The following is a 24,573-nucleotide window of genomic DNA, read 5'->3' as shown; positions in this document are numbered from 1 at the left end:
AGAATTCACAGGGCGGGCGGACCGGCGGACCGGGGCGGCCTCACCCCAGCCGGTCCGCCGGGATGCCGAAGGTCGTCACCAGTCCCGCCCGCCCGGCCTCGGTGAGATGGACGACCCGGCGGTACTTCCCGTGGCGCAGCCACTCAAGGGCGAACATCCGGGCGGTGAGCGCGGCACCGAGCCCGCCGGCGAGGTGGTGGCGCCGCTCGGCCCAGTCGACGCAGTAGCGGACGGACGCCCGGCGGCGCGGGAGGCGTTCGGTGTCGACACCGAAGGCGGTCAGCTCGGCGTGGCCGTGCGGGGTGAGGACGTAGACGGGAGGGGCGGCCTCCCCGCCGGGTCGGGCGGGTTCGGCGGGCTCGACGGATTCGGCGGGCCCGGCGGCTTCGGCAGGCTCAGCGGTGAGGATGTCCCGCTCCTGAAGGGCGCTCATCACGGTGACGCCGAGCCGGCCCGCGAGGTGGTCGTAGCAGAGCCGGGCGCGCAGCAGGGCCTTGGCGCGGGTGTCGGCGTTCAGCGAGCGGACGGGCAGCGGGCGGGCGATCAGGGCGAGCTGTTCCAGCGCACGGGCCACGTCCGTCGTGGCCAGCCGGTAGTAGCGGTGACGCCCGTCGAGCTCGACGGTCAGCAGCCGGGCGTCCAGCAGCTTGGCGAGATGCCCGCTGATGGTGGAGTTGCTGACACCGGCCTCAGCGGCCAGCGCGCTGGCCGGCAGCACCCCGCCCCCGGCCAGCGCCAGCAGCACCCTGGTCCGGGAGGGGTCGCCGATCACCGCCGCGACCTGGGCGATATCGGCCTCGCCGCGCACATCCATGCTTCCGACGGTACGCCGGGGACACTTCGGCGGACAGCGAACCGTTCCCGCCCGGCCCCGCGCCGGAGACCGGTCCCGCGCCCGAGACCGGTCCCGTACGACGGGCACGTTTCGGCCGTCGCCGTACCGACCCGGCTCGACACTGGCCGTATGCCGACGATCTGCCCGCCCGCCGCGCCCCCGCGGACCGCCCTCCGCAGCTCGCCGCTGCCGCTGGTCGCCCTCTGCCTGGGCTACTTCATGGTCATCCTGGACGTCACCGTCGTCACGGTGGCCCTCCCGGCGATCGGCGGCTCGCTGCACGCGGGGGTGACCGGGCTCCAGTGGGTGGTGGACGGCTACACCCTGGTGTGCGCGGGGCTGTTGCTGTTCTGCGGCGGGCTCGGCGACCGGCTGGGCGGCAAGGCGGTGTTCCTGGGCGGGCTGCTGGTGTTCACCCTCGCCTCCGCGGGGTGCGCGCTGGCCCCCACCGTCACCGTGCTGGTCGCGGCGCGGCTGGTGCAGGGGCTGGGGGCGGCGCTGATGGTGCCGGCGTCGCTGGCGCTGCTGCGGACGACGTACCCCGAACGGGCCGCGCGCGCCCGGGCGTTCGGTGTCTGGGGCACGGTCGCGGGCCTGGCCGCCGGGGCCGGGCCGGTCCTGGGCGGCGTGCTGGTCACCGGGCTCGGCTGGCGGTCGGTCTTCCTCCTGAATCTGCCCGTCGGCCTCGCCGCGCTGCTGCTGGCCGTGCGCCACGTACCGCACTCCCCCGCCGGGCGTGCCCGCCGCGGGCTGGACCTGCCGGCGCAGACCGCGGCGGCCGTGGCGCCGGCCGCGCTGACCACGGGGTGCATCGAGGCCGGGGCGCTGGGCTGGACCCATCCGGCCGTGCTCGGCGCCTTCGCCGCCGCGGTGTGCGGAGCCCTCGCGTTCCTGTTCCTGGAGCGGCGTGCCCGCGCGCCGATGCTGCCGCTCGGGCTCTTCCGCCTCCGCGCCTTCTCCACCGCCGTGGTCATCGGCGTCCTGCTCAACGCGGGCTTCTACGGGCTGCTGTTCCTCGCCCCGCTGTATTTCCAGCAGGTGCACCACTACAGCGCGCTGCGCACGGGCGCTGCGCTGCTGCCGGCCGTGGGGGTGGTGGCCGTCGGCTCCGCGCTGGCCGGCCGGCTCACCGCGCGCACCGGGCCGCGGCTGCCCGTGGTGGCCGGGCTGGTGGTGGGCACGGCCGGGCTCCTCGGCTGGCTGGCGGCGGGCCCGGACACGCCCTGGGTCGTGCTGGCACTCCCCATGGCCTGCGTCGGCTTCGGCACCGCGCTGACCATGCCGGCCTCGACGGCCGCGGTGATGGAGGCGGCGCCCGGCGAGCGCGGCGGCGTCGCGGCCGCGGTGTTCAACGCCGCACGGCAGACCGGCAGCGCCCTGGGCGTCGCGCTGTTCGGCACGCTGGTGGCCACCGGGCTCGTGCCGGGACTGCACCTCTCGGTGCTGATCGGCGCGGCGGGCTTCCTCACCGCGGCGGCACTCGCCGCACGCCGGCTCCCGGGCGCCGACCACGGCCCGGCCGACCGGGCGTGACGACGGGCCGGAGCACGGGGTGGCGGGTCGGCCGTACGCAAGTACCGGGCCCGGCCGCCGCGGAGGCGAGCGAGCACCCCAACTCCCCCGTCTGCGCGTGTTCAGCAGCTCCAGCAGCCCGACCAGCAGGCCGAGCGGTGGGGGCGGTGACGCCGTCCGTGGCGCGGGCCGGCGGGCCCTTCGCCGGTGTCGGCGGGTGCGGCGAGGGCCCGCAGCGCGGCGATCCGGTCGCACAGCACGACGGTGAGGGCGGCGATCTCCTCCGGCCCGGCGCTGCCCCTCTCGATGCGCAGCCAGGACCCGGGCGGCTCCTCGGACACCGCTGAGTCGCTGTCGGGCGGGGTGCCATCGGGGGCCGTGCGTCCGCCGGTGGTCCCGGTCCCGTCACGGGGCGTGCGCTCGACCGTGGGGGAGCCCGCGGCGGTGGGTGGCCGCTCCACGAGGGGGGTGGCGGCAGCCAGGAGGGCGCCGGGTCCGGCCTCGCCGGTGACGGTGCTCGCGTCCGTGGTGGTGCTCATGTGGGAATCCATGGGCTAGGCGACGGTGCGTGGCGCATGACGGGCCGCCCCGGCGTCCCGCTGGTGCCGGGTGCGGGCAGGTCACCGTCCCGACGCTACGAGCGCCCCGGGGCGGTGTCGCGCGGGGGCCGCTCCGCCTGCGCCATTCGGACGACCCCGCCGCCGTCCCAGGCGTGATATCCGGCGCCCGGACCGTGTTGCTCCCGGCCCGCGCAACCCGGGCGACGAGCATCGCGCCCAGGGATGTGCAAGGCACGCGGCTGCCGGATGACGCAGTCAGGATGGCGGGACGATGAGACGTGACCAGGCCGACGACGGGCGGGCGCCGACGCGGGACGAGGGACGCCGGGGCTTTTTGAGGTGCGCGGCGGGGATGGCGGGAGCGGCGGCCGCCGTGGGACTCGGCCAGGAGGCCGCAGCCGTCCCGCCGGCCCGCCCGGCGACCGCCCCGCGCGACGACCGGCAGCTGCCCGACCGGATCCCCTTCCACGGGCCGCACCAGGCCGGCATCGTGACCCCGCAGCAGCTCTTCGCCGGGTTCGTCGGCTTCGATGTGCTGGCCGAGAACCGCGAGCGCCTGACCGAGCTGTTCCAGCGGCTCACCAAGCGGACCCGCACCCTGGTGGCGGGCGTCAAGCCGCAGGACGAGCAGGTGGCCAAGGAGACACCGACGCCCGACTCGCTGACCATCACCCTCGGGGTCGGCGCCTCCCTCTTCGACGACCGCTTCGGGCTCTCGGGGCACAAGCCCCGGCACCTCAAGGCCATGCCGGCCTTCCCGGACGACCGGCTGGAGCCGGCCCGCTGCCACGGCGATCTGTCGCTGCAGATCTGCGCCCAGCACCCCGACGCCATCGTGCATGTGCTGCGCGATCTGACCCGGGAGACGGAGGGGCTGCTGCGCCCCCGCTGGCGCGCGGACGCCTTCCTCAACCCCTCGCGGCCCTCGGGGTCGCCCCGCACCTTCATCGGCTTCAAGGACGGGATCGTCAACCCGGACACCGCATCGGCGCGGGAGATGGACCGGCTGATGTGGGTGACCCCGCCGTGCGGAGAGCCGGAGTGGGCCCTGGGCGGCAGCTACCAGGTACTGCGGCTGATCCGCTTTCACATCGAGAAGTGGGACAAGCTGCCGGTGACCCGCCAGGAGCGGATCTTCGGCCGGCGCAAGGCCAGCGGCGCCCCCCTGGACGGGCGGAACGAGTCGGATGTGCCGCGCTACCGCGACGACCCGCGCGGCGAGAAGATCCCGCTCGACGCGCACATCCGGCTGGCCAACCCCCGCACCGAGAAGACCGACAACTCCCGCTTCCTGCGCCGCAGTTACAACTACGACGCCGGCTTCGACCACAGCGGGAAGATGGACCTCGGGCTGGTCTTCTGCGGCTACCAGCAAAACCCGCAGCGGCAGTTCGCGACGGTGCAGCGGCGCCTGCGGCACGAGCCGCTGTCCGAGTTCGTCACGCCCATCGGGGGCGGCTACTTCTTCAACCTGCCCGGGGTGCGGGACGCCGGCGACTGGTTCGGCTCCCGGCTGCTGGAGAAGGCCTGAGCGACACGGAGGGCGGTGGCCCGGCGCTGTGACGCCGGGCCACCGCCCTTCGCGGTGACCGCCCTCAGCAGATCCGCGGCAGCTGCTCGCCCAGCGGCAGATCGACCACCCGGGTACCGCCCAGCGAGGTGCGGGCGACGACCATGCCGGGGTGGGTCTCGACGGTCTCGCCGATGATCGCGGCGCCGGCGCCCAGCGGGTGCGCACGCATCGCGTCCAGTACCGCGTCGGCATGCTCACGCGGGACGAACGCCACGAGCTTGCCCTCGTTGGCGACGTACATCGGGTCCAGGCCGAGGATCGCGCAGGCGTTGGCGACGGCCGGCGGGACGGGAACGGCGCCCTCCTCGATGACGACGCCGGTGCAGGACGCGGTGGCGATCTCGCACAGGGCCGCGGCCAGTCCGCCCCGGGTGGGGTCGCGCAGTACGTGCAGATCGGGCGTGACGGCGAGCATGGACTCGACGAGGCCGCCGAGCGCCGCGCAGTCGCTCTCGATCTCCACGCCGAATTCCAGGCCCTCCCGCACGCTCATGATCGCCACACCGTGCAGCCCGATGTCGCCGCTGACGATCACCACATCGCCGGGGACGACACGCTGCGGCCGCAGATCGACGCCCGCCGGGATCAGCCCGATACCGGCGGTGTTGAGATAGACGCCGTCGCCGTGGCCGGACTCGACCACCTTGGTGTCGCCGGTGGCCACCTCGACACCGGCTGCCCGCGCGGCCGCGCCCATGGCATCGGCGACCCCGGCGACCACCGGCATCTCGACGCCTTCCTCCAGGATGAAGCCGCAGGAGAGGTAGGCGGCCCGGGCGCCGCTCATGGCGAGGTCGTTGACCGTGCCGTTGACCGCGAGGTCGCCGATGCAGCCGCCCGGGAAGAACAGCGGCCGCACGACGTAGGAGTCGGTGGAGAACGCCAGGCGTACGCCGCCGAGGGAGACCGCCGCGGAGTCGCCGAGCTGGGCGAGGACCTCGCCGCCGAAGGCCGGGGCGAAGATCTGCTGGACGAGTTCGGCGGACAGCGCGCCGCCGCCGCCGTGCCCCATCACGATCCGGGGCTGGTCGCGGACCGGGGTGGGGCAGGTCCAGCCGGAGATGTCGACGGTGGGCAGGCCGCGTTCGGCCGGGGTGGGGGCGCCGTGGGCGGATCGGGTGGTGTCAGGCAACGGGGCTCGCCTCCTGCGGGGTGGACGGGATGCCGAGTCGGCGGTAGAGGTAGTAGGCGGCGCAGGCGCCCTCGCTGGAGACCATGGTGGCGCCGAGCGGGCTGCGCGGGGTGCAGCTGCCGCCGAAGGCCTCGCACTCGTGCGGCTTGATCAGCCCCTGGAGGACCTCCCCGCTGCGGCAGGCGTCGGGCTCGCGGGTGGTGATGCCCTCGACGGAGAAGCGGTACTCGGCGTCGTATTCGCGGTAGCGCTCCGACAGGCGCCAGCCGCTGGCCGCAATGGTGCCGATGCCGCGCCAGGCGCGGTCGGTGACCTCGAAGACATCGGCGAGCATGGCCTGGGCCGCCGGGTTGCCCTCGGGGCGCACCGCGCGCGGATAGGCGTTGTCGACGGTGTGCTCGCCGCGCTCCAGCTGGCACACGGTGCGGCGGATGCCCTCCAGGATGTCCAGCGGCTCGAAGCCGGTGACCACGATCGGCACCCCGAACCGTTCGGCCAGCTCCGGGTACTCCCGGGTGCCCATCACGCTGCACACATGGCCGGCGGCCAGGAAGGCCTGGACCCGGCAGCTGGGCGAGGTCATGATCGCCTCGATGGCGGGCGGCACCCGGACGTGCGAGACCAGCAGGCTGAAGTTGGGGATGCCGAGCTTGCGGGCCTGATGGACCGTCATGGCGTTGGGCGGGGCGGTGGTTTCGAAACCGATGCCGAAGAACACCACCTCGCGGTGCGGATTCTGCTGGGCGATCTTCAGGGCGTCGAGCGGGGAGTAGACGACGCGGACGTCACCGCCGTGGCTGCGCACCTGGAACAGGTCGCGGTCGGTGCCGGGCACCCGGAGCATGTCGCCGAAGGAGCAGAAGATCACGTCGGGGCGGGAGGCGATCTCCAGCGCCTTGTCGATGACCTCCAGCGGCGTCACACACACCGGGCAGCCCGGTCCGTGGATCAACTCCACCTTGTCGGGCAGCAGTTGATCGATGCCGTGTCGGATGATGGTGTGGGTCTGACCACCGCAGACCTCCATCAGGGCCCAGGGACGGGTCACCGTCTCCCTGATCTCGTCGAGCAGTCGCCGCGCCAGCGCCGGATCCTGGAATTCGTCGATGTACTTCACCGGCTCGCCTCCGTCACGCCGTCCGCGGACCCCGCCGCCGGCGCACCCGCGGCGACGGCCCCGTCACCGCCCCGGTCGGCCGCCGCCTCCCAGGGGTCGCCGAACTCCTCCTGCAGCAGGCCCAGTTCCTCGAACAGGGCGAGGGTGTGCCGGGCGGATTCCTCGTCCAGGCGCTGCAGCGCGAAGCCGACATGGACGATGGCGTACTCGCCGACCCGCAGATCGGGGACGTACTCCAGGCACACCTCCTTGACCACCCCGCCGAAATCGACGGTGGCCATGCGGGTGCCGTCCCGTTCCTCGATGTCCAATACCTTGCCGGGTACCGCCAGGCACATGGGCCTCTCCTCGTCATGGGTGCGTTGCGTCTGCCTCGTCGGGGCACCGCTCAGGGCACGCCCACCCCGCCGAACACGGGGACCGCGCGGGCCGCCACGACGACCTGGCCGAGCGCCAGGCCGCCGTCGTTGGGCGGGACGCGGCGGTGGCGCAGGACGGTGAACCCCTCCTCCCGCAGGAGGCGGGCGGTGGCCTCGGCCAGCAGGGTGTTGGCGAAGACGCCGCCGGTCAGCGCCACGGTGGTCAGTCCGGCACGCTGCCGGGCCAGCACACAGCCGCGCCGTACGAGGTCGGCGACCGCGGCGTGGAAGCGGGCCGCGATCAACGCCGGGGCGGTGCCCGCGCGGAGGTCCTCGACGATGGCGGTGAACACCGGGGCCGGGTCGGCGACGGTGTCGGCGCCGCCCCGGCCCGTCGGCGCGTCGTGCAGCGCGAAGGTGTAGCCGGGGCCGTGGTCCTCGCCCGCGGTGAGCGCCGCGGCTTCGAGGGCGACGGCGGCCTGGGCCTCGTAACCGGCGTGGTGGCAGATCCCGGCCAGCGAGGACACGGCGTCGAAGAGCCGGCCCATGCTGGAGGTCGGCACGCAGTGCAGATTGCGCTCCAACTGCCGTGCCAGCAGCGGTCGTTCCTCCGGCGGGCAGGCCGTGACCGGCGGCAGGTCGGCGGCCCAGTCGATGCCGGCGGCGCGCAGATGGGTCAGGGCCATCCGGTAGGGGCGCCGCACGGTGGCGTCGCCGCCGGGCAGCGGCACATAGGCGAGCTGTCCGAAGCGGCGGTATCCGTCGTAGTCGGCGAGCAGGATCTCGCCGCCCCACACGGCGTGGTCGTCGCCGTAGCCGGTGCCGTCGAAGGCGACGCCGATGACCGGCCGGCGGTCGCCCAGGCCGTGTTCGGCCATGGCCGCGGCGATGTGCGCGTGATGGTGCTGGACGCGTACCAGCGCCCGGCCCGCGGTGTGACGCTCGGCCCAGCGGCCGGAGCGGTAGCCGGGGTGCCGGTCGGCGGCGAGGAGCTGGGGACGCACCCCGGTGACCGTCTCCAGGTGCGAGGCGGCCCGCTCGAAGGCGAGTTGGGTCGCCAGGTCGTCCATGTCGCCGATGTGCGCGGACAGCCAGGCGCGGCGGCCCTCGGCGAGGCAGAGCACGTTCTTCAGGTCACCGCCCGCCGCGAGCACCGGCCGCACCGCCACCGGCAGCGGGACGGGGAGGGGCGCGTAGCCGCGCGAGCGTCGGACGAACAGCGGCTCCCCTTCGCTGAGACGGACCACGGAGTCGTCGCACGGGAGGTGGATCGGCCGGTCGTGGGTGAGCCAGGCGTCCGCCAGCCGTGCCAGCCGCACCACGGCCTCGTCGTCGTCGGTGACGATCGGTTCGCCCGCGAGGTTGCCGCTGGTCATCACGAGCAGCCGGGGGCCGGGCGGGTCGCCGGGCAGGCCCAGCAGCAGATGGTGCAGCGGGGTGTACGGCAGCATGACGCCGAGGTCGGGGCTGCCGGGGGCGACAGCGGCGGAGAGGGTGGGCGCGCCGGGCGGCGGAGAGGGGTGCGGGGCGCGGCGCAGCAGCACGATGGGGCGTGCCGGCCCGGTGAGCAGCGCGCGCTCCTCGTCCCGCAGCCGTACCAGGTGTGCGATGTCGTCGAGTTGACGTGCCATCAGGGCGAAGGGCTTGTCCCCGCGGGACTTGCGGTCTCGCAGGGTGCTGACGGCGGTGTCGCTGGTGGCGTCGCAGACCAGATGGTAGCCGCCCAGGCCCTTGACGGCGACGATCGCGCCGTCGGCGAGCAGCCGGCGGGCGTCGGCGACCGGGTCGGGGCCGGGCGCCGGGTGCGGCGGGCGGGTGCGGTCGTCCGGGTCCGCGGTCAGCAGCCGCAGCCGGGGGCCGCAGTCGTGGCAGGCGATGGGCTGGGCGTGGAAGCGCCGGTCGGTGGGGTCCGCGTACTCGCGCGCGCAGCGGGCGCACATCGGGAAGCGGGCCATGGTGGTCAGGGCACGGTCGTAGGGCACCGCGGTGACGATGGTGAAGCGCGGCCCGCAGTGGGTGCAGGTGAGGAAGGGGTGCCGGTGGCGGCGGTCGGCCGGGTCGGTCAGCTCGGCGAGGCAGGCGTCGCAGGTGGCGGCGTCCGGGGAGACCAGGGTGCGCGAGGGGCCGTCGGCGCGGGAGGGCAGGATCCGGAAGCCGGTGTCACCGGTCACCGCGATGTCCGTGCCGTCGACGGCCTCCACCACGGCAAGCGGGGGCGCCTCGGCGCCGAGGCGCTCCGCGAAGCGGGCGAGCGCGGCGGGAGCGCCCTCGACCTCGGCGACCACGCCGTCACCGGTGTTGGTGACATGGCCGGTCAGGCCGAGTGCGGTGGCGAGGGTGTGGACGAACGGGCGGAAGCCCACGCCCTGGACGACGCCGCGCACGGTGATCCGGCGGCGGGCGGCGGCTGCCGCGGGGGCCGTGGCGAGGGCCCCGTCGACCTGCCCTGTGGTCATGAGCGGCTCGACGCCACGGTGTCGGAGCCGGTCGGGTGCGGACGGCCGCCGGGGGTCCGCGGCGCGTGGGTGTGCTCACCGTCGTGGGGGTGCCCGTCGTGGGGGTGCCCGTGCGGGTGGGCGCCGTCGTGCGGGTGGCCCGCCTCGTACGGCCGGCCGTCCTCGACGTCGTGCACGTGGTGGGAGGTGCGGGTCATGACCGGGATGTGGACCGGGGCCCCGTCGCGCGCCGCCAGCGCCCGGTCCAGCAGCACCCCGTCGCCGGTGCCGCCGCGGACCGAGGTGAGCACGATCTCGACACCGGGGTTGATCCGTTCGACGTTGGCGCGGAACTCCGCCTCGTCGAAGGAGACCGCGTCGGCGATGTCCATCTTGGTGACCACGACCAGATGGGCGAGTCCGAAGGCGGTGGGGTACTTCAGCGGTTTGTCCTCGCCCTCGGTGACCGAGGCCAGCACGACGCGCAGCGTCTCCCCCAGGTCGTAGGAGGCCGGGCAGACCAGGTTGCCGACGTTCTCGATGAACAGCAGCCGGGTGTCGGCGGGCAGCCAGCCGTGCAGGTGCCCGCCGAGCATCTCCGCCTCCAGATGACACAGCCCGTCGGTGAGCACCTGTTTGACGGGGACCTGGGAGCGGGCCAGCCGCACCGCGTCGTTCTCCGTCGCGAGGTCGGCGGTGAGTGCGGCGACCGGGATGTGGCGGCTGTGGGCGAGGGTGAGTTCCCGTTCCAGCAGGGCGGTCTTGCCGCTGCCGGGGCTGGAGAGCAGATTGACCAGCGCGGTGCCCCGGGCGGCGAGGTCCTCGCGCAGGGTGTGGGCGCAGGCGTCGTTCTTGGCGAGGACCGCCTGTTGCAGGTCGACGACACGGCACATGGTTCAGCGCTCCTCGTGAGTCGGTGGGTGTGCCGGAGCGTCGTTCCAGCACACGCTGACGATCTGCAGTTCCCGGCCGGAGAGCAGCTCGCCGCTCGCCCCGCCGCAACCCGGACAGCTCAGCTGCGGGGGCATGCCCACCGGCCAGGAGTCGGCGCAGGGGCCGCAGCGGGCGCGGGCCGGCACCGGCTCGGTGACCAGTTCCGCGCCCTCCAGCACGGTTCCGGCACAGGCGAGGGAAAAGGAGAAGGCCAGCGCGTCGGAGACCACGCCGGCCAGTTCGCCGACCTGCAGGCGGACGCTGTGGACCGTGCCGGCCCCGTCCGGCCGGGCCGCGCCGGCGACCTGGTCCACGACCGCAAGCGCGATGGACATCTCGTGCATCGGTCCCTCTCTGGTACGGGGACGACCGGGGCCGCTCGGCTTCATTAGACGGCGCGTCCAAAGGCCGGCCGGGGTGCCTCGCCGGGGTGGCGCGGCGGCGTACACCGTTCGGTGCAGCGCCGCCCGGTCACATGGCGCGCATCCGCATGTAGCGCTTGATGTCGGGGAGTACGGCCCTCATGACGACGGCGAGCGCGGCGGCGAGCACCCCGCTCATGGCGAGCTTCAGCATGGTGTCGAGTTCCTCTCACTGGTGTGCGGTCCGGCGGCCGACGGGGTGGGCTCCGCGGCGCCGACGAGTTGCAGGATCAGCGCCACGGCCTCGTCGACCGCGGCGGCGACCGGTGCGCTGAGCCCGATGCCTTCGTCGACCTCGGCGGGCTCGCAGCCGACGACCAGCACCCGGTCCGGGCGCCGGCCGTCGGTGCCCGCGCTGAGCGTGTCGAGCAGCGCGAGCACGGTGTCGGGGGTCATGTGGTGGCCGTCGAGCGCGGTGGTCCGCGGGCGGGCGGTGGCCGGGTCGCCGGCGTCGAGGAGGTGGACGGTGCCGGGCTCGTCGCCGCGCGCGGCGGCGTCCACCAGAAGCACCGTGTGGTAGCCGTCGAGCATCCGGTAGGCGAGGTGGACGCCCCGGACGCCGATGTCGACGACCTCGACGTCCTCGGGGAGTTCGTGCTCCCCGAGCCGGCGGACGGCCTCGACGCCGAAACCGTCGTCGCCGAGGAAGATGTTGCCGACGCCGGCGATCAGCGTCTTGAGGGGCGGCTTGCCGGCCGGGTGCGCGCTCACGCGTCCTCCAGAGGAGCGATCTCGTCGGGTTGGAAGTACAGGAAGCGGCCCTGTTCCCGACGGATGTCGGCGCCCGGGTCGCCGTCCACGGTCACCGCGAGGTGCACCCCGCCGTCGACGTCGTGAAGCACGGCCTCCACCTGCGCGGTGCGGCCCTGGAGGAAGAGGTCCTGGGCGTCGGTGCGCCGCAGTCCCGGCCGCAGCACCACCCGGCTGCCGGCGCCGACCGACCGACCGTCGACGGTGATCCGGTCGCGCACGGGGTCGACACTGCGGTCGCTCTCCGGGTCCCACCAGGGGGTGTCCGGGCGGGTGCCCGGCACGTCGGGGGCGAAGGCGTCGGGGGCGGCCGGACCGGGACCGGTGACCTCGCGCAACGCCCGGACCGCGCCGTGCAGGCGCTCCAGCACCTCGGGGGGCATGGTGTCGGCGAGTTCGATGACCTCGGCGGCGCGCGGGTCGGTGCCGCGGGCCTCGCGCTTCTCCTGGTCGGTGAGGGCCGCGGTGCGCAGGGCGAGGATCTCGTCGATCTCCAGGGCGTCGTAGAGGGCACCGGGGCTCTCGGGGGCGATGGCCGGGTGGTCCTCCAGGATGATCGGCGCGGAGAGCAGGACGTCGGCGCGTCCGCCGGCGCCGGCCAGCACCGGCCAGGCGTGCTCGTTGCGACAGGCCGCGACGGCGCCCCGGGCCCACTCCGGCGGGTCGGTCATGGACAGGAACGACCCCGCGCTCAGGCCGAGCAGGAGATGCGCGCCGACCAGGCAGTGGGGCAGCGCCGCGGTGCGGTCGGCGCCGGCCGCGTCCGGCTCCCAGCCGCTGGTGTTCTCGACGGTCGCGGTCAGCCGCAGCGCCGCGTAGGGGCCCTCGATCGGCTGGGCGGTGAGCCGTACTCGGCCGCCCAGTCGCGCGCAGCGGCGCACCAGCCGGCCGACGAGCCGGCCCTGCTCGTCGTGGACCGGCTCGGTCTCCTCCCGCGCGGGCCGGGTGAAGGGCACGGTGACGCCCTCGCCGGTCAGCTGGGAGACATCGGCCGCCAGCGTGACGCGTTCCTCGGCGCCCTCGTCCCAGGGGACCAGCACCCGGTCGGGCAGTTCGAGTTGCTCGACGGTGTCGAACCCGCCATCGGGGCGGACGCGTTGGACGGTGCGCCGCTGGGCGTGCAGGAAACGCAGTTCGGCCGAGAGCCGGGCGCCGGAGCGGGGCTCCATGAGGCATTCGGTGCGCTGGAAGGAGTGCTCGGCGCTGTCCGATCCCCAGGCGGGCGGGACGAGGACGCCGAACTGCCAGCGCAGCCGGTTCTTTGCGGCGGACGCCCGGTAGGGGTAGAGGACATAGCCCTCGAACAGCACGGCGTCGGCCACCTGTCGGGCGGTGGCGAAGCGGTCCGCCGTCTCGTCGGGCAGGACATCGGTCGTCATGGCGCGGTCCTCTCGCCGGCGGTACGGGCACGGGCGGCGCCGCGCAGCAGCCGGGCGTCCGGTGTGGCCGGCCGGCTGTCCCCGGCGGAGGCCAGCAGGGACTCGACGGCCGCCTGCCAGGAGGGAAGGGCGTGGCGGGAGCGGTAGGCGAGCAGGGCGTCGAGGGTTTCGTTGGGCAGCCGGAGCCAGCCGCAGCCGGGGAAGTGTGCCTCGGTCATCTCCTGCCAGACGGCCACCGGCATTCGCACGGCCGCCTCCTTGTCCCAGGACACCGGCTGGACCTGGAAGCCGCCGGCGCCGGCGAACACCGTGCCGGAGAACAGCAGCAGCAGCGGCACCTCACCGTCGTGCAGCGCCCGGAAGTAGCGGCCGGCCGCGACCTCCAGGTCGTAGCCGCAGGGGACGGCGAGGTCGACCTCGGTCTCGCCGGTGAAGCCGGGGACGACCTGGGAGACCTGGGCGAACTGCAGCGGGTGCAACGTGCTGCCCCAGCGGGCCCGCTCGCCGAAGAGGTCGGACAGCGCCTCGGCCTCGTCGGCCCGGTAGCCGCGCCGGGCCGGTTCGATGCGGATCTGGCAGCGCAGCGCGATGGCGTGCACCCGGGTCGCCTCGGAGGCGGTCAGGCGCAGGCGGAAGAGGAGGGTGGGCGCGGCGGCATAGCGGTCCGCCCGTACGCCGGTGCATTCGAAGGACAGCTCGGTCACGGCCGGTCGTCCTCCTTGGCCTCACGGGCCCGGCGGGCGATCGTCGCGAAGAAGTCGGCGAGCGCGGCGCGTGCCTCGGCGCCGCCGTCGAAGCCCTGCCACAGCAGCCGCATCCGGCCGACGAGTTCGTAGCAGACGTCGACGGGCACGAGGTAGCAGTCGATCCGGCCCTCGAAGCGGCGCAGCAGCAGTGCCTCCACGTCGGGTTCGAGGAGGGCGGAGAGCCGGCTGGCGCCGAGCACGGTCTGCCAGGTCGACGGGTCGAGCTCGCTCTCGGTGGCGCCGGCCGGGCTGGGGTAGAGCGCGACCAGCCGGTCCAGGTCGGCGTTGCGCAGGAAGAAGGCGACCCCGACGGGGATCTGGAGCAGCTCCCAGGCCGCGTCGTCCAGGGTGTGGCCGGAGTCGACGAGGTAGCGGGCGGGGACGGTGCGGAACTGTCCCCCGCCGGCGCCCGGCCGGTCGAAGAGCAGCGCACACGGGGTGCAGGCGCAGGCCAGCGCCCGGCGCTTGGTGTCCACCAGGTGGCGGTGGTTGTGCTCGGCGAGCACCACCCCGCACAGTTCGCAGCGTTCCGGGGCCGGCGGCGTCGGTGCGCGGAAGCGGCGCAGCCCGCGGTGGGCGGCCTGCGGCCCCAGGCGGGTGGGCGCCGGGCCGCTCACGGCGTTCCGGCGCCGGTCGGGGGCCGGCGGGAGATCTGCAGCAGCGCCGGCTCGGGCCCGTCGACCGCCGTCTCCCACTCCACGGAGGTCACTTCGGGCGCGTAGCAGGCGACGGCGGCCTCGACGGTCTGGTGGGCCCCTTCGGCCGTGCTCGGGCAGCCGCAGCCGCCGGAGTCGCCCGCCCGCAGCCGCAGCGCCCCGGTGCCGGCGTCGAACTCCGCGACCTGCGCGGCGTGTTGGCGGCGGACGCTGTCCAGGGCGCGGTCGATGCGGGTGGCGGCGTCCTCGGGGTGCAGGTCGTGCAGCACCAGGAGGCTGGTGACGAGTTCGTCGCGCAGCAGGGCCGGGCGCGGGCCGTCGTCGCCGGTGCCCAGGTGGTGCATCATCCGGGCGAGTCCGGCGCCGTAGAAGTCCATCAGGACGCTGACCAGTTCCTCCGCGGCGGCGGTGATCTCGCCGTCGCCGCGCTGCGCGAGGCGGTCCAGGACGTCCTCGACGCGGCGGCCGGTCGCCTCGGCGTTCGGCGCGGTGCCGTGGGACGCGGTGCCCTGGGGGACGCCGGCCCGCGGTGCGGCGGCCGGTGCCGCGGTGGTCCGGGCGCTCATCCGCCCAGTCCGCTCAGTCCGGTGGGCACATGCATCTTCTGCACGGACTTGCCGTTGCCGACGTACATGTGGACGCCGCAGGGCAGACAGGGGTCGAAGCTGCGCACCGCGCGCATGATGTCGATGCCCTTGAAGTTCTCCGGGGAGTTCTCCTCGAAGATCGGGGTGTTCTGGACGGCGTCCTCGTACGGGCCGGGGGTGCCGTAGCTGTCGCGGGTGGAGGCGTTCCACGGGGTCGGCGGGTAGGGGTGGTAGTTGGCGATCTTCCCGTCCCGGATGACCATGTGGTGCGAGAGGACGCCGCGCACCGCCTCGGTGAAGCCGCAGCCGATCGACTCGTCGGGGACCTCGAACTTCTCCCAGGTCTGGGTGCGTCCGGCGCGGACCTCGTTCAGGCCCTGCTCGGCGAAGTGCAGCGCCATGGCGGCCGAGTAGGCCTGGAAGTAGGTGCGGGCCCGGTTGCGCTCCAGGGCGTTGCTCCACTTCGGGATCTTCCACTCGAAGCGCGCCTCGGGCTTGGTCATGGAGCGGGGCAGGTCGATGACGACGCTCTGGCCGGTGGCCTTGACGTACGGGGTGTCGACGAGCCCGGACAGCGCGGTCGACCACAGCCGGGCGATCGGGCCGCCGCCGGTGTCCAGCGCCAGGTGTTCCTTGCCGTCGAACCAGCGCGGTGACATCACCCAGCTGTACTTGTCGTTGAAGTCCCGCTTCTGGGGGGCGGGGATGGTGTGCTGGTTCCAGGGGTGGCGCGGGTCGACGGGGTTGCCGAGCGGGTCGTGGGTGACGAACCGCTCCTGGCCCTCCCAGTCCTGGTAGTAGGAGCTGCCCAGCAGGATGCGGATGCCGAGGTTGATCTCGGTGAGGTCGTTGGTGACCAGCTTGCCGTCCACGATGACGCCCGGGGTGACGAACATCTTCCGTCCCCAGTCCGTCATGTTGCGGTAGGTGAAGTCGCAGTGCTCCGGGTCGTTGAGCGCGCCCCAGCAGCCCAGCAGCACCCGCCGCCGGCCGACCTCCTCGTAGCCGGGCAGCGCCTCGTAGAAGAAGTCGAACAGGTCGTCGTGGAGCGGGACGACGCGCTTCATGAACTCGACGTAGCGCATCAGCCGGCTCATGTAGTCGGTGAAGAGCTGGACGCTGGCCACGGTGCCGACGCCGCCCGGGTAGAGCGTGGAGGGGTGCACATGGCGGCCCTCCATGAGGCAGAACATCTCCCGGGTGTAGCGGCTGACCTGGAGCGCCTCGCGGTAGAACTCGCCCTCCAGGGGGTTGAGGGAGCTCATGATGTCGGCGATGGTGCGGTAGCCGTGGTCGGCCGCGTGGGGCGCCTCGGTGCGCTGGGCGAGTTCCCAGACCCCGGGGTTGGTCTCGCGGACCATCTTCTCGCAGTAGTCGACCCCGACCAGGTTCTCCTGGAAGATGTTGTGGTCGAACATGTACTCGGCGGACTCGCCGAGGTTGATGATCCACTCCCCCAGGTGCGGGGGCTTCACCCCATAGGCCATGTTCTGCGCGTACACCGAGCAGGTGGCGTGGTTGTCGCCGCAGATGCCACAGATCCGGCTGGTGATGAAGTGGGCGTCGCGCGGGTCCTTGCCGCGCATGAAGACGCTGTAGCCGCGGAAGACGGACGAGGTGCTGTAGCACTCCGCGACCCGCTTCTGCTTGAAGTCGATTTTGGTGTGGATGCCGAGGCTGCCCACGATCCGGGTGATCGGATCCCAGGACATCTCCGTCAGACCGCTGCCGTCACCGGCCGCCTTTGTCTTCGGTGCCATCGTGAATGCCGTGCCCTTCTCTGCGCGCGGGAATGGGGTCGTACGGGCGGCCGGAGCGTCCGGGGTGTCCGGACGACTACGGGTGTGCGGTCACCACGGTTTCCGGTAACCGGTGGTCAGCTGATCACCGCGATGGCGCCACTTGGGCTCGCTGTCGACGGTCTTGGCCGTGATGCCGCGCAGCCGGCGGACGACGCTGCCGTACGCGGCGCTCGCGGTGCTGGAGACCCTGCCGCCGGGCGGCTCGTCCATGAACGGCATGAACTTGTCGGGGAAGCCGGGCATGGTGCAGGCGATACAGATGCCGCCGACGTTCGGACAGCCGCCGATGCCGTCCATCCAGCCCCGCTTGGGCACGTTGCATTTGACCACGGGACCCCAGCATCCGAGCTTCACCGAGCACTTGGGCGAGTCGTACGTGGTCGCGAACTGGCCCTGCTCGTAGTAACCGGCCCGGTCGCAGCCCTCGTGCACGGTCTTCCCGAAGAGCCAGGTCGGCCGCAGCTGGTCGTCCAGGGGGATCATCGGCGCCGAACCGGCCGCCTGGTAGAGCAGATAGGTCAGCGTCTCGGAGAAGTTGTCCGGCTTGATCGGGCAGCCGGGCACGCACACGATCGGGATCCCGGCCTTGGAGGTCCAGTCCCAGCCGAGGTAGTCGGGCACGCCCATGGCTCCGGTCGGGTTGCCGGCCATCGCGTGGATACCGCCGTACGTGGCGCAGGTGCCGATCGCGACCACGGCCAGGGCCTTGGGGGCGAGGCGGTCGATCCACTCGCTGGTGGTGATCGGCTGGCCGGTCTCGGGGTCGTCACCGAAGCCGCACCAGTAGCCCTCCGGCTTGATCGACTCGTTGGGGATGGACCCCTCGATGACCAGCACGAACGGGTCGATCTCGCCGCGCTCGCCCTTGAAGAACCACTCGATGAAGTTGTCCGCGCCCTGGACCGGTCCGCATTCGAAGTCGATCAGTGGCCAGTGGACCGCGATCTTGGGCAGTCCCGGCAGCACGCTGAGCGCGATTTCCTCGATGCTCGGCTGGGTCGCGGCGGTGAGCGCCACGGAGTCACCATCGCAGCTCAGGCCGGCGTTGATCCAGAGAACGTGGATCGGGGACTCGTCCTCGGCGGACGGCTTTCCGTTGGCAGCGACCTGAGTGGCCGCACGCGAAGCTGCGGACATGGAGTCTCCTCGGCAGATATGCAACGAAAGCACTCATTCAAGGCTTTCATTCACCTTGGTAACACCGATCCCGAGGGAAGGGGCCGTCGCAAGGGGCCGTTGCGGTGACGTACCACCCGACCGCCCGGGGCACGGGGTGAGCACCGCCCGGCCGGCGGATCGGCGGGGGTGACCGGTCGGCGGATCGGCCGGGGGGCCGGCCGGGCGGTGACCGTCGGTCCGGGTGCGGCGCGGGGGGCCGTTCCACCAGGGCGCTCGACGGGAGGGCGGATGACCGTCCACGGACGACAGCACGCCCCCGGCGTCTCGTGCGCCGGGGGCGTGCTGTCATGCGGGAGGGCCGTCGTGCGCCCGACTCTTCTGTCGTCAGCCCAGGGACCCGGGCTCCACGGCGGTCACGTCGAACCGGCCGCCGCACACCCGCAGCCCGTCACTGCCCGTGGTCATCGGCTCCTTGGAGCCGGGCGGGTAGACGTAGACGATCTGCGACTTGGCCCAGCACGGGATGTCCGAGACACCCTCATTGACGGTGTGCAGCAGGGCGTGCGCGCTCTGCCCCGGCTGGAGCCGGACGACGCCGCCGGCGCCGGCCGCGCGGGTGGCGGGCTTGCCGACCGCCGAGCCGTCCCGGTTGATCAGCGACACCCCGGGGAACCCGCGCAGCGTGCAGGCCTTCTTGCTCTTGTTCGTGAAGATAAGGGGGTAACGGATGTTGCCCGCACCGATATCGGCGTGGCCCAGCCGCAGTGACATGGCGGCGGCGGTGCATCGGTCCGATGCGGCCATCGCCGAGCTCTGCGACTGGGTGGTGCGCGGAACCGTGCCCTTCGGTGTCACGGGCGCGGCCGAGGACCGGTGGCCGCCCGGGGCGGAGGACTGCGGCTTGGCGCCGGGCGAGTGTCCGCTGCCGGACGCCTGCGCGCCGCTGCCCTGGCCGGCGTCGCTGGACGGGGCGGAGGCGGCGGCCGACGAGGGGCGGGACGCGGCATCGGTCCCGCCCTTGCAGGCGGAGAGCCCGAGCGCCGCGACGGCGATCAGCGATCCTGCGGCGACACGGCGGCCGCGGCCGGGCTTCTTGATGGTGAGCGACATGAGTGTCCCCCTCGTCTGGTAGGTGCGAGCGGTCGTGGAAGGTGTGCGGTCCGTCCGTTGCCTCTTTCCAGCGTGGCCCCGGTCACTGCCGGTCCGCTAACGAGGCACTAACACACCGCTAACGACTCCGTGCGCCCGGCACGCCGATGACCCGGCAACCGGCCGTGACCAGCCCGGATTGCGGGCGTGCCGCTCAGACTCGCAGAAAACTCCCGAGTTGCGGACGGGGCACCACCGGGTTCGGCCGTTCCGCGGAACGGGTTACTCCGCCCCACCGCCCCCGACCGCCCCATCGGCCCCCGGGACCCGGCCGGTGGCCGATTCCGCTACGCCCCCTGTCCCCGGCCGGCACCGGCGTTCTGCGGACCGGGAACCGGATCGCCGCGGAGGCGCCGCTCACCCCCGCCGGGGACGGGTACGCCCGCCCCGGGTCCGCGGAACGGGGCGCGCGCCCGCGCGCCCCGGCGCCGTCCGGTGCCCCGCCGGCAGCCTCCGTTTCAGAGGGTGGCCGACGACGGCTGGGTGAGTTCCAGGTCGAGGGACTCGTCGGCGCCGCCGGCGAGGGATATCGGTGCGGCGTGCGGCGGGTAGCCGGCTGCCGTGAGGGTGTAGTGACTGCCGCTCAGCTCGGCGAAGGCGAAGACGCCGTCCGGGCCGGTGACGGTGTGCCCGGCGACCGTGCCGTCCTCGACGAGGGTCACCGCGGCGTCGGCGAGTGGCCCGCCACCGGGGCCGCGCACCGTGCCACGGACCGTCGCGGCCGGCTCGAGCCGGGCGTCCTGCCGGTCGGGGGCGCTGCCGGACAGCTCCAGCGCACGGGCGTGCGGCCGGTGTCCCGGGGCGCCGAGCACCAGGGTGTACGCGCCGGGCGGCAGCTGGGTGACCTCCCAGCTCCCTTCGGCGTCGGAGGTCGTACGGGCCACCACCTCGCCCCGGGCGTCGGTGACCACGATGCTCCCGCCGTCCAGCGCGCTGCCGTCCGGGCCGCCGGACAGGGTGCCGTGCAGCCGGCCGGTGGCGGTGAGGACCAGGTCGACCGGGGGCCCGGCCTGCGCGCCGCGGCTGGTGGCGGAGGCCGCGTGCGGGGCATGGCCGGGCGCGGCGGCGGTCAGGACGTAGGTGCCGGCCGCGGGGGCGTCGAGCGCGTAGCGGCCGTCGACTGCGGCCGTGGTGACACCGGCCTGGCGGCCCTGACGGTCGATCAAGGTGACGCTCGCGCCCGGGACCGGGGTACCGGACGCGTCGGCCACCCGGCCGCGGAACCCGGCCGCACGGTCGGCCACCCGGTCGGCCACCCGGTCGGCCGTGAACGCTCCGGCCGTCGACGAACCAGCCGCGGACGAACCGGTGGGCACGGGGACGGCCTCGCGTTCAGCCGCCGCAGGCACCGCCGTCACCCCCTCCGGGCGCGGCCGGCCGGCCGCCGTCTCCTGGCGCTCCGTGTCCACCACACCGTCCGTGCCCTTCGCGACCAGGGCCGGGCGGGACGCCTTCCCCTGCGAGGGCAGGAAGGACGCCAGGGCGACGCCGGCGAGGACCGCGGCCGTGGCGATCAGGAAGGAGACCCGGAAGCCGGCCATCGTGGGCACCGTGACCCGCCCCGCGCGCGTGGACATGTGGGCCAGCACCATGCCGATGACCGCGCTGGACACCGAGGTGCCGATCGAACGCATCAGGGTGTTCAGGCCGTTGGCCGCGCCGGTCTCGGACGGGTCGACGGCCCCGATGATCAGTGCGGGCAGCGAGGAGTACGCCAGACCGATGCCGGCACCGAGGACCACGGCGATGATGACGGTCTGCCAGGCGGCTTTCATCAGGCCCATGCCCGCGCCGTAGCCGATCGCGATGACCAGCATGCCCAGCAGCAGCGAGGCCTTGGGGCCGCGCCGGGCGGCGATCCGCGCGTACAGCGGCGCGACGCACATCATCGTCAGGCCCAGCGGCGCCATGCACAGCCCGGCCACCACCATCGACTGTCCCAGCCCGTATCCGGTGGACGTGGGCAGCTGGAGCAGCTGCGGCAGCACCAGGGAGACCGCGTAGAACGCCACACCGACCGTGATCGAGGCGAGGTTGGTCAGCAGCACCTCGCGCCGGGCGGTGGTCCGCAGATCGACCAGCGGATCGGGCAGGCGCAGCTCCATCACACCCCACAGCACCAGGATCAGCGCGGCGAGGCCGAACAGCCCGAGGGTGGTGGGCGAACCCCAGCCCCAGTCGCCGCCCTTGGTGATGGGCAGCAGCAGGGCCACCAGCCCGGCCGACAGCCCGAGGGCACCGGCCACGTCGAAGCGTCCCTGGGCGCGGACCGCGGTCTCCGGCACGACGAGGAGGGTGAGCACGATCGACAGCACACCGAGCCCGGCGGCGCCGAAGAACAGGGTGTGCCAGTCGGCGTGTTGGGCGACCAGGGCCGCGACCGGCAGCGCGAGTCCGCCGCCGACCCCGATCGAGGAACTCATCAGCCCCATCGCCGAACCGAGCCGCTCACGCGGCAGCTCGTCGCGCATGATGCCGATGCCGAGCGGTATGGCGCCCATGGCGAAACCCTGGAGCGCCCGGCCCACGATCATGGTGACCAGGTCGTCGGTGAACGCGCAGACCAGCGAGCCGACGACCATCACGGCGAGGCTGGTCAGCAGCATCCGGCGCTTGCCGTTCAGGTCGCCGAGGCGTCCCATGATCGGCGTCGCGACGGCACCGGCGAGGAGCGTGGCGGTCAGGACCCACGTGGCGTTGCCGGGTGCCGTGTTGAGCAGCACAGGCAGGTCCTTGATGACCGGCACGAGCAGCGTCTGCATCACCGCGACGGTGATGCCGGCGAAGGCGAGCACCGGGACGACGAGGCCGCCGGCTCTGCGCCGCCCGCCCGCGACGGGGTCGGGCACCGGGGGCGCCGCGGTGAGGGTCGCCGTCCTTCCGGCTGGCTGGTCCGTCGTCGTCCGGGTCATGCGGGTGGCCTCCAGGGCGGCAGAGGGGCGCGGTGTCATCAGGCGTGGCAGGGCGCGGTGAGCACGAGCAGCAGGAGCGGGTGGAGGTGTGGGAGGGCAGGAGTAGGCGGCGGGCGTTCGGGGTGTGGGGTGTCGCCCTCGGTCGCCGGTGCGGTCAGGCCGTTGATACGTGCAGGCCGTTGATACGTGCATGACGAACGCGTCAGCCAGTGGCACTATTCCGCCACGCCGGCCGGAATCTCGCCCGCGGGGTCGTGATCTGCCTCACGCGACAGCGCCCCGCACTCTCCCACGCCCCGTTCATCGGGCCTCCCCCGGCCTCGCCGTGAACGCGGAATCCACCGACCCCGCGCAACCAGTGAACCGCACACCACTGACAGTCCCGCCCGGACAGCGAGCGCCGTACCTCGCGCCCGCGTTCCGGTGGCAGCGCCCACCGGTACACCCGTCAACAGCGAAAGGCGCCGCGGCTCTTCCGCGACGCCTCCCACTCCGGCCGATAGCCCCTCGACCTGCACACTTCACACACGACTCGGCCACACACCCGGCGCACCACACCGACTGTGCGGTATTTTCCCGCGCCCTGAATACGCAGTATGCCCCGCAGGCCCTGAACCGACCCGACCTGAACGGACGTGAACCGGCTCGTGCCGAACCGCCCCCAGAGCACGGGGACTTCCCTTCGGGCCGACCCGGCCCGCACCGTGCCACCCCGCCCCGCCGGCACCGGTCGGCCGCCGCGGCGACTCACCCCACCGCGACCTCGTCCTCGACGGCCGCGCGGCCCTTGCGCTGCAGCGCGGCGTCGAGTTCCGCGCCGCGTTCGGGATCCAGCTTGAGCTTGGCGAGCACGGCCGGCACCGCGATGCTGGGGAGGGTGTGTTCGAAGAACACCGTCAGGCGGTGACTGAGATCGGCCTGGTTGGTCAGGGCATTGGACATCAGCTGCAGACCGGCGAACGCACCGACGAACAGCTCGGCCGTCTCGGTGACCGCGACGCTCTCCAGGACCTCACCACGATCCCGCGCCTGGTTCAGCAGGTCCTCGACGAACCGCGTCCAGGCGATCATCCCCTGCTTGCGGTCGAGGTGGTTGGAGCCCTGCTCGACCGCGAGCCGGGCCGCTCCGCGCTGGATCGGATCGCTGCGCAGCCGGTACGCGAGCACCTGTCCCGCGTCGACGAATTCCTGGAGTTTGATTTTCTGCGGCTCGACGGCGATATCCGTCACATGCTCATCGAGCACGGCCAGGGCGAGCTGTTCCTTTGAAGCGAAATGGAAATACAAGGCGCCCTTCGTCACGCCGGCGCGCTCCAGGACCTCGGCGATGGTCGCACGGTCGTAGCCGAGGTCGTCGAAGACCGAGGCGGCTGCCTCCAGGATCAGTCGCCGGGTCCGGATAGCGCGGTCCTGTTGTGCCACAGGACGCCTCCTGTCTCTTGATGTTTTTCACGTTCCGCATCAGTTAGCTACCGCTCAAGTCGCCGCTGAGCCGGCTACTTGCTCCGTTTCGCGACCCGGCATTGAAAATAAAACCGGATGGTACGTATCTTATCAGCGCCGGACCTCATTCCATTGAGACGCCTGGGGGCAGTCATGAGCGACACGATGCACGTCAGCGGCGCTGTTCCACCCAGGGCTCCACATCGGACACCCCTGGGCCGGAACCAGGCCACCACCGGGGAACACCGAGGCCCCGGTGTTCCCCGGGAGTTCGTGCACCGCCCGCGCGTCGACGACATTCTGGTCACCTCATGGCGCCGCCGGGACGCCTCCCATTTCTCGCTGACCGCCCGTTGGCCCCACGACCACGGGTATTTCACCCCGGTGCACGGCCGCCACCACCTCATTCTCACCGGCGAGACCATCCGCCAGGCAGGGCTGCTGCTGTGCCACACCGAGCTGGGCGTTCCGGTCGGGCACCATTTCATCCTCGGTGACCTGGTGTACACAACTCATCCCGAACATCTGGCCGTTGGCCAGGGGCCGACCGGGCTCACGGTCGAGGTCCGCTGCAGCCGGATGCGCTTCCGGTCCGGCACGCTCACCAGCGGCCATTTCGACATGACCATCCGCCGGGCGGACCGGATCGTCGCGACCGGCCACTCCGACGTGACCGTCACCTCCCCGTCCGTCTATCGCCGCATCCGTGGCGCGCGGCTGACCGCACGCCACGCCCCCGCCCCGCTCCCCGCGCCCCTCCCGCACCAGCTGACCGGCAGCGCCCACGACGGCGATGTCCTGCTCGCCCCCACCGGGCAGGCCGGCCGGTGGCAGCTGCGCATCCCGCCCGGCCACGCCGCGATGGTCAACCCCGCCAACGACCACATCCCGGGCATGCTGCTGCTCGACGCCGCGCAGCAGGCCGCCCGCACGCTGGCCGCGCCCCAGGCCCTGATCCCGTACGCCTTCGGCACGGAATTCCAGCGCTACGCGGAACACGGCACCCCCTGCGTCATCGAGGCGCGACGTGTCCCCTCCGCGCTGCCCCGCACCACGACCGTCGAGGTCACCGGCTCCCAGGACGGCGAGCCGGTGTTCCACTCCACCCTCACGGCGCTGGACACCCGCCCCTGAAGCATCCGCCCGCCGGCG

Annotated in this window: 22 protein-coding genes; 3 read left to right on the top strand and 19 right to left on the bottom strand. The window is 73.2% G+C overall.

The annotated features are described in order from the left end of the window. Window positions 1-40: 40 nt before the first annotated feature. Window positions 41-814: an ArsR/SmtB family transcription factor gene (locus tag ACQP17_RS32490; RefSeq protein ID WP_433859502.1), complete on the bottom strand. Its 774-nt coding sequence runs from the start codon at window positions 812-814 to the stop codon at window positions 41-43. Between the two features lie 150 nt (window positions 815-964). On the opposite strand from ACQP17_RS32490, the gene ACQP17_RS32485 reads away from it, so the two are divergent. After that, window positions 965-2,368 carry an MFS transporter gene (locus ACQP17_RS32485; protein ID WP_433859501.1) on the top strand — a complete coding sequence of 468 codons (1,404 nt, stop codon included), beginning with the start codon at window positions 965-967 and terminating at the stop codon, window positions 2,366-2,368. A 101-nt stretch (window positions 2,369-2,469) separates the two neighbouring features. Here the strand turns inward: ACQP17_RS32485 and ACQP17_RS32480 are convergent, their stop codons facing one another. Next, the gene (locus ACQP17_RS32480; RefSeq protein ID WP_433859500.1) at window positions 2,470-2,886 is read right to left on the bottom strand and encodes an acyl-CoA carboxylase epsilon subunit; all 417 of its coding nucleotides are present in this window, start codon (window positions 2,884-2,886) and stop codon (window positions 2,470-2,472) included. A gap of 292 nt (window positions 2,887-3,178) precedes the next feature. On the opposite strand from ACQP17_RS32480, the gene efeB reads away from it, so the two are divergent. After that, complete coding sequence (efeB, locus tag ACQP17_RS32475; RefSeq protein WP_433859499.1) at window positions 3,179-4,438, top strand: iron uptake transporter deferrochelatase/peroxidase subunit; 1,260 nt, start codon at window positions 3,179-3,181, stop codon at window positions 4,436-4,438. Window positions 4,439-4,502: 64 nt separating this feature from the next. Here the strand turns inward: efeB and hypE are convergent, their stop codons facing one another. The 17 genes from hypE to ACQP17_RS32390 form a co-directional block, all read right to left on the bottom strand. Beyond that, the gene (hypE, locus tag ACQP17_RS32470) at window positions 4,503-5,612 is read right to left on the bottom strand and encodes a hydrogenase expression/formation protein HypE (protein WP_433859498.1); all 1,110 of its coding nucleotides are present in this window, start codon (window positions 5,610-5,612) and stop codon (window positions 4,503-4,505) included. Continuing rightward, complete coding sequence (hypD, locus tag ACQP17_RS32465) at window positions 5,605-6,729, bottom strand: hydrogenase formation protein HypD (RefSeq protein WP_433859497.1); 1,125 nt, start codon at window positions 6,727-6,729, stop codon at window positions 5,605-5,607. Before hypD ends, hypE begins: the two co-directional genes overlap by 8 nt. After that, window positions 6,726-7,067 (bottom strand): HypC/HybG/HupF family hydrogenase formation chaperone, encoded by a 342-nt coding sequence (locus ACQP17_RS32460; RefSeq protein WP_364874184.1) that lies wholly within the window; start codon window positions 7,065-7,067, stop codon window positions 6,726-6,728. The genes hypD and ACQP17_RS32460 overlap by 4 nt, the downstream gene beginning before the upstream one ends. Window positions 7,068-7,117: 50 nt before the next feature. Then, window positions 7,118-9,544, bottom strand: a complete 2,427-nt coding sequence (gene hypF, locus ACQP17_RS32455) for a carbamoyltransferase HypF (protein WP_433859496.1) — start codon at window positions 9,542-9,544, stop codon at window positions 7,118-7,120. Next, window positions 9,541-10,416, bottom strand: coding sequence for a hydrogenase nickel incorporation protein HypB (gene hypB, locus ACQP17_RS32450; RefSeq protein WP_433859495.1), 876 nt, complete (start codon window positions 10,414-10,416; stop codon window positions 9,541-9,543). The genes hypF and hypB overlap by 4 nt, the downstream gene beginning before the upstream one ends. 3 nt (window positions 10,417-10,419) lie before the next feature. Beyond that, window positions 10,420-10,800: a hydrogenase maturation nickel metallochaperone HypA gene (locus ACQP17_RS32445; RefSeq protein ID WP_433859494.1), complete on the bottom strand. Its 381-nt coding sequence runs from the start codon at window positions 10,798-10,800 to the stop codon at window positions 10,420-10,422. A gap of 127 nt (window positions 10,801-10,927) precedes the next feature. Continuing rightward, window positions 10,928-11,032, bottom strand: coding sequence for a DUF6893 family small protein (locus ACQP17_RS32440; protein ID WP_372509262.1), 105 nt, complete (start codon window positions 11,030-11,032; stop codon window positions 10,928-10,930). After that, window positions 11,026-11,589, bottom strand: a complete 564-nt coding sequence (locus tag ACQP17_RS32435) for a hydrogenase maturation protease (protein WP_433859493.1) — start codon at window positions 11,587-11,589, stop codon at window positions 11,026-11,028. Before ACQP17_RS32435 ends, ACQP17_RS32440 begins: the two co-directional genes overlap by 7 nt. Beyond that, entirely contained in the window at window positions 11,586-13,007 is a 1,422-nt protein-coding gene (locus ACQP17_RS32430) for a hypothetical protein (RefSeq protein WP_433859492.1), read from the bottom strand. Before ACQP17_RS32430 ends, ACQP17_RS32435 begins: the two co-directional genes overlap by 4 nt. Continuing rightward, complete coding sequence (locus ACQP17_RS32425; RefSeq protein ID WP_433859491.1) at window positions 13,004-13,711, bottom strand: DUF6084 family protein; 708 nt, start codon at window positions 13,709-13,711, stop codon at window positions 13,004-13,006. Before ACQP17_RS32425 ends, ACQP17_RS32430 begins: the two co-directional genes overlap by 4 nt. Continuing rightward, window positions 13,708-14,370 carry a DUF5947 family protein gene (locus ACQP17_RS32420; RefSeq protein WP_433859490.1) on the bottom strand — a complete coding sequence of 221 codons (663 nt, stop codon included), beginning with the start codon at window positions 14,368-14,370 and terminating at the stop codon, window positions 13,708-13,710. The genes ACQP17_RS32425 and ACQP17_RS32420 overlap by 4 nt, the downstream gene beginning before the upstream one ends. Continuing rightward, window positions 14,367-14,975: a hypothetical protein gene (locus tag ACQP17_RS32415; protein ID WP_433859489.1), complete on the bottom strand. Its 609-nt coding sequence runs from the start codon at window positions 14,973-14,975 to the stop codon at window positions 14,367-14,369. The genes ACQP17_RS32420 and ACQP17_RS32415 overlap by 4 nt, the downstream gene beginning before the upstream one ends. Next, entirely contained in the window at window positions 14,972-16,756 is a 1,785-nt protein-coding gene (locus ACQP17_RS32410) for a nickel-dependent hydrogenase large subunit (protein ID WP_364874200.1), read from the bottom strand. The genes ACQP17_RS32415 and ACQP17_RS32410 overlap by 4 nt, the downstream gene beginning before the upstream one ends. A gap of 90 nt (window positions 16,757-16,846) precedes the next feature. Beyond that, window positions 16,847-17,935 (bottom strand): hydrogenase expression protein HypE, encoded by a 1,089-nt coding sequence (locus ACQP17_RS32405; RefSeq protein WP_364874202.1) that lies wholly within the window; start codon window positions 17,933-17,935, stop codon window positions 16,847-16,849. A 366-nt stretch (window positions 17,936-18,301) separates the two neighbouring features. Continuing rightward, window positions 18,302-19,027 (bottom strand): DUF4232 domain-containing protein, encoded by a 726-nt coding sequence (locus ACQP17_RS32400; RefSeq protein WP_433859488.1) that lies wholly within the window; start codon window positions 19,025-19,027, stop codon window positions 18,302-18,304. Between the two features lie 497 nt (window positions 19,028-19,524). Next, the gene (locus ACQP17_RS32395) at window positions 19,525-21,978 is read right to left on the bottom strand and encodes an MFS transporter (protein ID WP_433859487.1); all 2,454 of its coding nucleotides are present in this window, start codon (window positions 21,976-21,978) and stop codon (window positions 19,525-19,527) included. A gap of 747 nt (window positions 21,979-22,725) precedes the next feature. Further along, window positions 22,726-23,400: a ScbR family autoregulator-binding transcription factor gene (locus ACQP17_RS32390; RefSeq protein WP_433859486.1), complete on the bottom strand. Its 675-nt coding sequence runs from the start codon at window positions 23,398-23,400 to the stop codon at window positions 22,726-22,728. A gap of 117 nt (window positions 23,401-23,517) precedes the next feature. Between ACQP17_RS32390 and ACQP17_RS32385 the strand changes: the two genes are divergently transcribed. After that, on the top strand, window positions 23,518-24,555 hold the full coding sequence (locus ACQP17_RS32385; RefSeq protein ID WP_433859485.1) for a ScbA/BarX family gamma-butyrolactone biosynthesis protein: 1,038 nt from the start codon (window positions 23,518-23,520) through the stop codon (window positions 24,553-24,555). Window positions 24,556-24,573 lie beyond the last annotated feature (18 nt).

Origin of the sequence: Streptomyces kronopolitis, from assembly GCF_050953795.1 — a bacterium.
GTDB classification, from domain to species: Bacteria; Actinomycetota; Actinomycetes; order Streptomycetales; family Streptomycetaceae; genus Streptomyces; species Streptomyces kronopolitis_A.
Note: the sequence above shows the minus strand (reverse complement) of the source record. Positions and strands in the feature narration are given on the sequence as shown.

What these genes read in the sequence shown, in the direction of transcription:
- ACQP17_RS32490 (WP_433859502.1), bottom strand. Translation starts at nt 814, where the DNA reads ATGGATGTGCGCGGCGAGGCCGATATCGCCCAGGTCGCGGCGGTGATC.
- ACQP17_RS32485 (WP_433859501.1), top strand. Translation starts at nt 965, where the DNA reads ATGCCGACGATCTGCCCGCCCGCCGCGCCCCCGCGGACCGCCCTCCGC.
- ACQP17_RS32480 (WP_433859500.1), bottom strand. Translation starts at nt 2,886, where the DNA reads ATGAGCACCACCACGGACGCGAGCACCGTCACCGGCGAGGCCGGACCC.
- efeB (WP_433859499.1), top strand. Translation starts at nt 3,179, where the DNA reads ATGAGACGTGACCAGGCCGACGACGGGCGGGCGCCGACGCGGGACGAG.
- ACQP17_RS32460 (WP_364874184.1), bottom strand. Translation starts at nt 7,067, where the DNA reads ATGTGCCTGGCGGTACCCGGCAAGGTATTGGACATCGAGGAACGGGAC.
- hypF (WP_433859496.1), bottom strand. Translation starts at nt 9,544, where the DNA reads ATGACCACAGGGCAGGTCGACGGGGCCCTCGCCACGGCCCCCGCGGCA.
- hypB (WP_433859495.1), bottom strand. Translation starts at nt 10,416, where the DNA reads ATGTGCCGTGTCGTCGACCTGCAACAGGCGGTCCTCGCCAAGAACGAC.
- ACQP17_RS32445 (WP_433859494.1), bottom strand. Translation starts at nt 10,800, where the DNA reads ATGCACGAGATGTCCATCGCGCTTGCGGTCGTGGACCAGGTCGCCGGC.
- ACQP17_RS32440 (WP_372509262.1), bottom strand. Translation starts at nt 11,032, where the DNA reads ATGCTGAAGCTCGCCATGAGCGGGGTGCTCGCCGCCGCGCTCGCCGTC.
- ACQP17_RS32430 (WP_433859492.1), bottom strand. Translation starts at nt 13,007, where the DNA reads ATGACGACCGATGTCCTGCCCGACGAGACGGCGGACCGCTTCGCCACC.
- ACQP17_RS32415 (WP_433859489.1), bottom strand. Translation starts at nt 14,975, where the DNA reads ATGAGCGCCCGGACCACCGCGGCACCGGCCGCCGCACCGCGGGCCGGC.
- ACQP17_RS32410 (WP_364874200.1), bottom strand. Translation starts at nt 16,756, where the DNA reads ATGGCACCGAAGACAAAGGCGGCCGGTGACGGCAGCGGTCTGACGGAG.
- ACQP17_RS32405 (WP_364874202.1), bottom strand. Translation starts at nt 17,935, where the DNA reads ATGTCCGCAGCTTCGCGTGCGGCCACTCAGGTCGCTGCCAACGGAAAG.
- ACQP17_RS32400 (WP_433859488.1), bottom strand. Translation starts at nt 19,027, where the DNA reads ATGTCGCTCACCATCAAGAAGCCCGGCCGCGGCCGCCGTGTCGCCGCA.
- ACQP17_RS32395 (WP_433859487.1), bottom strand. Translation starts at nt 21,978, where the DNA reads ATGACCCGGACGACGACGGACCAGCCAGCCGGAAGGACGGCGACCCTC.
- ACQP17_RS32385 (WP_433859485.1), top strand. Translation starts at nt 23,518, where the DNA reads ATGGTACGTATCTTATCAGCGCCGGACCTCATTCCATTGAGACGCCTG.